This window comes from Streptomyces sp. WELS2 (assembly GCF_013870595.1).
Classification (GTDB): domain Bacteria; phylum Actinomycetota; class Actinomycetes; order Streptomycetales; family Streptomycetaceae; genus Streptomyces.
This window is the reverse complement of record NZ_JACBWZ010000631.1, coordinates 1-3,721: the sequence shown is the minus strand read 5'-3', so window position 1 is coordinate 3,721 and position 3,721 is coordinate 1. Positions and strand designations below refer to the sequence as shown.

4 protein-coding genes and 1 pseudogene are annotated in these 3,721 nt (G+C 75.2%); 4 read left to right on the top strand and 1 reads right to left on the bottom strand.

Translation table 11 applies throughout. From position 1 onward, the window contains the following. From H5J33_RS27070 to H5J33_RS27060, 4 genes and pseudogenes are all read left to right on the top strand, one after another. Positions 1–521: pseudogene (locus tag H5J33_RS27070) on the top strand (monooxygenase); the annotation flags it as partial. A 179-nt stretch (positions 522–700) separates the two neighbouring features. Further along, the gene (locus tag H5J33_RS38775; protein WP_399552933.1) at positions 701–889 is read left to right on the top strand and encodes a putative leader peptide; all 189 of its coding nucleotides are present in this window, start codon (positions 701–703) and stop codon (positions 887–889) included. A 67-nt stretch (positions 890–956) separates the two neighbouring features. Next, positions 957–1,496, top strand: coding sequence for a cysteine dioxygenase (locus H5J33_RS27065; RefSeq protein WP_181797463.1), 540 nt, complete (start codon positions 957–959; stop codon positions 1,494–1,496). After that, on the top strand, positions 1,487–1,933 hold the full coding sequence (locus H5J33_RS27060; RefSeq protein WP_181797464.1) for a rhodanese-like domain-containing protein: 447 nt from the start codon (positions 1,487–1,489) through the stop codon (positions 1,931–1,933). The genes H5J33_RS27065 and H5J33_RS27060 overlap by 10 nt, the downstream gene beginning before the upstream one ends. A gap of 48 nt (positions 1,934–1,981) precedes the next feature. On the opposite strand, the gene H5J33_RS27055 is transcribed toward H5J33_RS27060, so the two are convergent. Further along, positions 1,982–3,721: ABC transporter permease (locus H5J33_RS27055; protein ID WP_181797462.1), on the bottom strand; the 1,740-nt coding region annotated here is incomplete at its 5' end.

Sequence of the window (3,721 nt, the reverse complement as noted above, 5' to 3'; positions counted from 1 at the left end):
GCGACCACGGCGGCTCGCCGCTCACGCCCCGGCACCTGGAGGCGGCGATCCCCGTCGGCACCCCGCCCGGCGCCCAGGTGGCCGACGTCCGGGTCACGGCGGAGGACGGCTCCTTCGTCCCGCTGCGGGACCGGCTCGGCCGCGGCGCGCTGCTGGTCGTGCTGATCGCGCCGGGTACGGGCGTGTGGGACCGCAAGCACTGGATGTCCGCCGGCGTGATGCCCCGGCTCGCTGCGGCCGTGACCGCGCTGCCGCACCCCGCCGAGCTGCTGGTCGCCGAAAGCTACCCGGGCGCGCCGGCGCACAGCGTGCTGCTGGTACGCCCCGACGGCCACCTGGTCACCGCGCTGGGCGGGGTCCGCCCCGCCGACCTGTACACGGCGGCGGAGACCGCGCTGGGAGGCTCGGCCCCGGAGGCGGAGCCGGTGGCGGAGGAGGCGCACGGGCGGGAGCAGGAGCGGAAAGAGCAGCCGATGAGTGAGCGGGCGGCGACGGCGGAAGCGGGCTCGGGCCTGCGCTGACGCTCCGCGCGGGCGGGCGGGCCGGGAGAGACCCGGCTCCGGACCGGGCTCCGGGCGGGGGACGCCCCGTAGAACCCCGAGCCCCACCGCGCCGAGCACGGACCACGCTGCCCAGTCCCCACCCGCGCCGAGCATGGGCCGAGATCCCCGAGCCCCCACCCGCGCCGGGCGCTGCGCGGGTGGTGTTCGCCTGCGGCCTGCGCCGATTCCGCGCTCCCGGTCTCCGTCCACGAGGTGACACCCGGTTGACCGAGCTGGTCCGGCGTGCTGTACTCCCGATCGTGACCGACACCTACGTGCGCCTGTGGCGGAGGGTCCACATGGACCTCGTCCGCTACGCGGGCTGCGTGTGTCGCCCGTCCTGCTGAATTCGCCTCCCTTTCCTCACCGGGCGCCGTCGCGCGCCCGTTTCCGCGAACTTCCAGGACGGTGCTCGTGTCTGTCCCCTCGTCCCTGCCCGCCCCCGTGTCCACCGCCGCCACCCCGCCCACGCAGGCGGACCTCCTCGACTTCGTCCGGCGTACGGCGGCCGACGCCGAGCTGATCGCCTCCCTCCCGCTCGACCCGGAGGGCCGCACCTGGGTGCGGCTCGAGGGGCCCGGCGGCAGCGAGGCCTGGCTGATCGGCTGGCCGCCCGGCACCGGCACCGGCTGGCACGACCACGCCGACTCGGTCGGCGCCTTCCTCACCGCCTCCGGCGAGCTGACCGAGAACTCCCTCGCCGCCCGGCTCCCCACCGACGGCTGGAAGACCCTGGAGCTCACCGACGGCGTGGACCGCGTACGCCGGCTGTCCGCCGGACAGGGCCGCGCCTTCGGCCGCCACCATGTGCACGAGGTGCTCAACGAGTCCACGGAGCGACACGCGATCTCCGTCCACGCCTACTACCCACCGCTCCCCCACATCCGTCGTTACAGTCGCACCGGCCAGGTCCTGCGCCTGGAACAGGTCGAACGCCCGGAGGACTGGCAGTGAGCGACACCGGCGGACAGCTGACCGCGACCAAGACGACCGGCGAACGGCCGCCCGGCATCGACGAGCTGCTGGAACGGGTCCGCGCGGGCTACCAGCGCATCGAGGCACGGGAGGCGCACAAGGCGGCTCTCGCAGGTGACGCGCTGCTGGTCGACATCCGGTACGCGGCCCTGCGCGAACGGGACGGACTCATCCCGGGCGCCGTCGTGGTCGAGCGCAACGAGCTGGAGTGGCGCCTCGACCCCCAGGGCAGCCACCGTCTCCCCGAAGCCACCGGCCACGACCTGCGCGTCGTGGTGATCTGCAACGAGGGATACGCCTCCAGCCTCGCCGCCGTCTCCCTCCACCAGCTGGGCCTGCACCGGGCGACGGACCTGGTGGGCGGTTTCCAGGCCTGGCGGGCGGAGGGCCTGCCGGTGGAGCCGGCGACGGCCTGAGCACGGCGCGGGCGCCGCGGACACGGATACGCGCCACGGTCGCCGGTGTCACTCCTTCGCCGTGGCGACCGTCACCGCCCGCACCCGCAGCGCCGTGCGTCCCGGCACGGCACTGGCCACCAGCGCGAGGACACCGGCGAACCCGACGACGCCGACGTAGAGCAGCGGGGTGACCGTGGGTGCGGCCCGGCCCGTCATGCCGAGACTGAACGCGGTGAGCACGGCGAGGGCGATCCCGCTGCCGAGAAAGGTGGCGAGGAACAGCACGGACAGCGTCTCGGTGCGCAGCATGCGCAGCACCTGCCGCCGGGTCGCGCCGGCGAGGCGGAGCAGCGCGAACTCCCGTACCCGCTCGGCGACCGACATGGCGAGCGTGTTGCCGACGGCGATGGCGGTGAAGGCCAGCACCAGGCCCATGGCGAGGTAGTTGACCTCTGCGTTCGTCTGCTCCTGGTCGGCCTGGAGGGCATCGGCGGCGGCCGGCGAAAGAACCCTCACCCCTGGGAACCCGCGGAGGGTGGCCGTCAGTTCTCCCTGTGTACGGCTCGTGCTCACGAGGACGGAGGAGGCGAGCGGGTTGTCGACGTGGCGGGCCACGAGGTCGTGGTCGAAGGTGAGGTCGCCGAAGCCGAGCCCCTTGGCGTAGACGGCGGCGACGGTGAGCGTGGCGGGCGTGCCGTCGCCGAGGGTGACTTTCAGGGGGCTGCCCGGTGCCAGATGCTGCTGGTCGGCGGCCACTTCGCTGACGGCGACGGTGCCGGGGCCGAGCCGGCCGAGGGAGCCGACGGTGACCTCGGGGTCCCAGGTGCGGGTCAGGCCGGCCGGGGTGACGCCCTGCGCGGGGTACTTGTCCAGGCCGACGCGGACGGTGGTGCGGACCACCTCGGTGACCGTGTCGTGCCGCGCGCGCAGCCGCTCGGCGGCCTCACCGGGGACACCGGGCCCCTGGGCAGCCAGGACCCAGTCGGCCCGGACACCTTCGCGGACCTGGGTACGGGCTGCGTCCCCCAGGGTGGCCTGGACGAACAGGACGGTGCAGGTCATGCCGACGAGCAGGGTCAGAGGGGTGACCACCGAGGCCATGCGGGCGGCGTTGCCGCGCAGGTTGGCGGTGGCGAGCCGGCCGCCGTGCCCGGTGAGCCGGAGCGGGCCGGCGAGCAGCAGCACGGCGGCCCTGACCAGGAGCGGACCGAGCAGGGCCACGGCGGTGGACAGGACGACGACGGCGAGGAAGGTCACCGGGGTGGAGGCGGGCTCGGTGCGCAGCGAGGCGAGGACGACGACGAGCACGACTCCGCCGGCCAGGAGCAGCAGCCCGGCGGCGATCCGGCCGAGGGCGGGCCGGGTGCGCTCCGTCCTGGCCTCGGCCAAGGCCTCGGCCGGGCGGATCCGGGCGATCCTGTGGCCGGCGATCCGGGCCGCCGCCCAGGCCGCGAGCAGGGTGGCGGCGAGCCCCACGAACGGCGGGAAGACACCGGTGGTCCGTTCCAGCGTGTCGGGTACGGCGCCCAGCGCGACGAACCGGGAGAACAGCCAGTCGCCCAGCGGCAGCCCGAGCAGCGCGCCGGCCGTGCCCGCCGCCGCGCCGACGATCAGCGCCTCCCGGCCGAGCAGCCCGCGGATCTGTCCCGAGGTGGCGGCGACGGCCCGCAGCAGGGCCAGTTCTCGGTGGCGCTGCCGCACGGTGAGCGCGAAGGTGCCGACGACCACGAGCACCGCGACCAGCAGCGAGGTGCCGCCCATCGCCCCGCCCATGCTGATCAGCCGGGTGCGGGCGGCGGCCGCGTC